Consider the following 3,698-nt stretch of genomic DNA (forward strand, 5'->3'; position numbering starts at 1 on the left):
GCACTTCATCTTTTTGTCGGCTCGTGGGGCTGGTCCTGTGCAGCAATGCGTCGATGGTTTACTTCGCTTTGGATTCGCTCCGTGTGGCAGTCGTCACGACGCTGGCCTGTTCGCTGCTGCTTCAGGCCGGCTACTTCGGCCGCGTGCTCTTTCTGATCTGGCAGTCCTCTAGCCGCGCTCGTGGAACTCGCCACAGGGGCCAGCATGCCGATGGTTACAGGAAAGCTCGGGTACCAGTCGTCTGACTCTGATCAACTGCGGAATGCAATTTTCAGCTGTGTCCCGGCTTGGTCGAATGCCCAGCATGTGCTGCTGCTTTGATGCGCGGATGACAGGATCAGTGCTCAGACCCACACCAATTTTGGTCACCCTCTGATGACTGAGCTGATCGTATAGGGAATCTGTGTTCGGCTAACACGCGACCATACCCCTGGGCTGACCGGTGCGTAGCAGGTTCAGGTACTTTTTTGCTGGAGATAGCATGCTGGAAAAATTCGAACGTTATCCGCTCACCTTTGGACCCACGCCGATCGAGAGGCTCGACCGCCTCGGCAAGCATCTGGGCGACAAGGTGGAAATCTACGTCAAACGCGAGGACTGCAACTCCGGTCTCGCGTTCGGCGGAAACAAGCTGCGCAAGCTCGAATACATTGTGCCCGACGCGATCGCGTCAGATGCCGATACGCTCGTCACAATCGGTGGCGTGCAGTCCAACCATACGCGCATGGTCGCTGCGGTCGCCGCCAAGATCGGCATGAAATGCCTCCTGGTCCAGGAGAGCTGGGTCCCACATGATGATGCTGTCTACGACCGGGTCGGCAATATCCTCTTGAGCCGCATCATGGGGGCAGAGGTGCGCCTGGTTGACGAGGGCTTTGACATCGGCATCCGCCGCAGCTGGGAAAAGGCACTTTATGAAGTCAAGGCAAGGGGCGGCAGGCCATATGCGATACCTGCCGGCGCCTCTGTCCACAAATACGGCGGCCTGGGCTATGTGGGGTTCGCTGAGGAGGTGCGTGCCCAGGAAGAGCAGCTTGGGTTTGCCTTCGACTATATCGTCGTCTGTACGGTGACTGGTTCAACCCACGGCGGCATGCTCGTCGGGTTCGCCAAGGATGGTCGACAGCGCAACGTGATCGGTATCGATGCCTCCGCCATGCCCGCCAAGACCAAGGCGCAGGTGCTTGGCATCGCCCAAAATACAGCGAAGCTCGTCCACCTCGGAGCGGAAATTGTCGAGGCAGACGTGGTGTTGTTCATGGACTACGCGTACCCGGGTTATGGCGTTCCATCGGAGGAAACCAAAGAGGCAATCCGTTTGTGCGCGCGGCTCGAGGGCATGATTACGGACCCCGTTTACGAGGGCAAATCGATGCAAGGGATGATCGACCTCGTCCAGAGGGGCTTCTTTCCACAGGGATCGAGGGTCCTCTACGCACATCTAGGCGGCGCACCGGCGATCAACGGGTACGGCTACACCTTTCGCAACGGCTGACGTTCGGCAGTCTGCGATTCCGCGGTCGCGCTCGAACGTGGGTAGGTAGCGTCGTTCGAGCGCTTGGCTGGAGAAGTGGAGGCAGCGACGGGCATCCACTAATTGGTACCATTACGTGCTGTCGGTGCTCAACGCCACGCGCATTGAGCGCATGCCGCCGTTGGCAACCGCGAGGCGAATTTTGACTCCGGGGCAAGAATCCACACGCGGCGGTGGCGGCACGAGGACCAAGCCGGCGAGTTCGCGCTTTCGAACTGGCGCCAAACTGCCACTGCTCGAGGGCCGAGGCCAGTCTAATCACAGGCGAGCCGTCCAAGCTCTCAAGAGTGATAGGGCGAAACCCGACAGCGGCAGAAGACATGTCGGGTTCACGACAATCGGCCGCATTTGGCCTCGTGGAGAATTTCAAAGCATTTCCCGCCGCTTACCGGAGCTGAGGGAATTGGCACCTCCGTTGCAGCTTGATGTGCGGCAACACGGTGAGAGCTTCGCTGAAGCAAGCCAGAGGGAGCGATGCCCTCGAGACCGTGTCCGATTTTGACTGGAAAATATTCCGCGACAAAAGAGACGAAAGGTGTGGAATGACTTTGGACACCAAGATGGAACTGCGTATGGGGTCCCCGGCTCCTGCGATCAAAGTGGAGAACTGGCTGCGTGGCGAGCCCCTCACGAACTTTCGGCCCGGCAAGGTCTACCTCGTTGAGTTTTGGGCGACTTGGTGCGGACCATGTGTCGACGCCATGCCCCATTTGATCGAACTGCAGGAGAAATATGAAGGCAGCGGATTTGAGGCGGTCGGAGTTGCCGCCTGCGAACAGGGTCCTACCGCAGACGAGGCGCGGACCAACGTGGATGCCTGGCTGACCGAGGAGTTCCCGAATCTGAATTATCGTATCGGGTTCGATTACATTGGCGAAATGAACAAGCTCTGGATGGATCCCAGCTCTTCGATTGGGATTCCCACCTCGTTCGTGGTCGACCGCGACGGCCACATCGCTTTTATCGGCCACCCGGCGGAACTCGATGACGTTTTGCCGAAAGTCCTTAACGGCAGCTGGCGCAGCAGCTATGAAGCGAAAGCCGCCGATGCAAAGCGCATCGCGCATAACCAACTTGCAGCGCGCGAAATGTCGCTTACCGGGCCGATATACGCCAAACTTGAGCCGGCGATGCAGGCCGAGGATTGGACGGCGGCGCTCTTGGCCATCGAAGAAGGCCTCGCCTTGATGCCAGACTCTTGTGAGTTCCGGCAGATTCATGCGGATCTTCTGCTTCACAAGCTGCGCGACATCAAGACCGGCATGCCGGTCATGCGAGAATTGGTCGAGGACGCGATCGACAAAACGTCCGACGCGGTGTCGTGGATGGCCTTGGCCCTCAACCAACTCTTCGATCCCACGATGGACAATTCCCATCTTCCGCGCGCGGAGCGCTTTGCGATGGGCAACGAGCTCTCGGAACAGATACTGGCACTCAATCCCCCGAACGGCGATGGCCCGTTTAAATACCTCCGGTACCTCCCGGTAGCTCAGTATTATTACGAGAGCGGCAACAAAGATCGCGCAATCGAGTTGATCGAGGTGGCACTGAAATCGGTGGACCGGCTGGGGCCAATTCCGGACCACACCAAACAGTACTATCTTACCCCATTGCTCGAAGCACTGGCCAACTACACGGGTGAGCCTGCCTGTCACGCGGATCTTTGTGTGGCTCCGCAAAAGAAGGCACCCGAAACTCAAAACGAAGTCACTTCCTGAGCAAGAATCGCGAAGGGACTGACAATTGGAATTGAACACTGGCCAATCCGCCCATCGAAGCTCTCTTCGCAGCAAGTATGTCGATGCAGCAGGGCGGCGGCTTGCGGAAGGTTGGATTTCAATTGCGTTGACCACCGGTCGGATCGCGGCGCAGACGATGTGCGCCGCGAATTCGCGCCGCAGGTCTCGCACTCGTGGACATGTCGAGGTCGGCCACGGGGCACTCTTGGGGTTGGCCCGCCCAAGCCATTCGTCGGCCACGCAAGCGGACCCGGAGTGGGCATCGCAGGAAAAGGAAATCGTACCTCGAAGACGAAGACTGAAATGACGAACAACGAAATTCCTCCGGTTGGCCCTGCTGTCAACAATGACGACGAGGCCCTTGCTTCCCCGTTCGTCAAATGCCTCCTGCGGCTCATTCGTACTCAGGATTCCTTCGGCTTATG

General features: G+C 58.5%; 3 protein-coding genes. All 3 read left to right on the top strand.

Annotated elements, in window-relative coordinates; genetic code table 11:
* Positions 1–245 (top strand): exopolysaccharide production repressor protein (locus P9254_RS28760; RefSeq protein WP_127313226.1); only part of this gene is annotated, 245 nt, incomplete at its 5' end.
* 236 nt (positions 246–481) lie between these two features.
* Positions 482–1,495, top strand: a complete 1,014-nt coding sequence (locus P9254_RS28765; protein ID WP_024505903.1) for a 1-aminocyclopropane-1-carboxylate deaminase — start codon at positions 482–484, stop codon at positions 1,493–1,495.
* Between the two features lie 599 nt (positions 1,496–2,094).
* Entirely contained in the window at positions 2,095–3,252 is a 1,158-nt protein-coding gene (locus tag P9254_RS28770; protein ID WP_063170386.1) for a TlpA disulfide reductase family protein, read from the top strand.
* Positions 3,253–3,698 lie beyond the last annotated feature (446 nt).

This window comes from Mesorhizobium sp. WSM4983, from assembly GCF_029625765.1.
Classification (GTDB): domain Bacteria; phylum Pseudomonadota; class Alphaproteobacteria; order Rhizobiales; family Rhizobiaceae; genus Mesorhizobium.

Excerpts from the sequence above, each read along its gene's own strand:
- P9254_RS28770 (WP_063170386.1), top strand. The coding sequence starts at position 2,095 with ATGGAACTGCGTATGGGGTCCCCGGCTCCTGCGATCAAAGTGGAGAAC.
- P9254_RS28765 (WP_024505903.1), top strand. The coding sequence starts at position 482 with ATGCTGGAAAAATTCGAACGTTATCCGCTCACCTTTGGACCCACGCCG.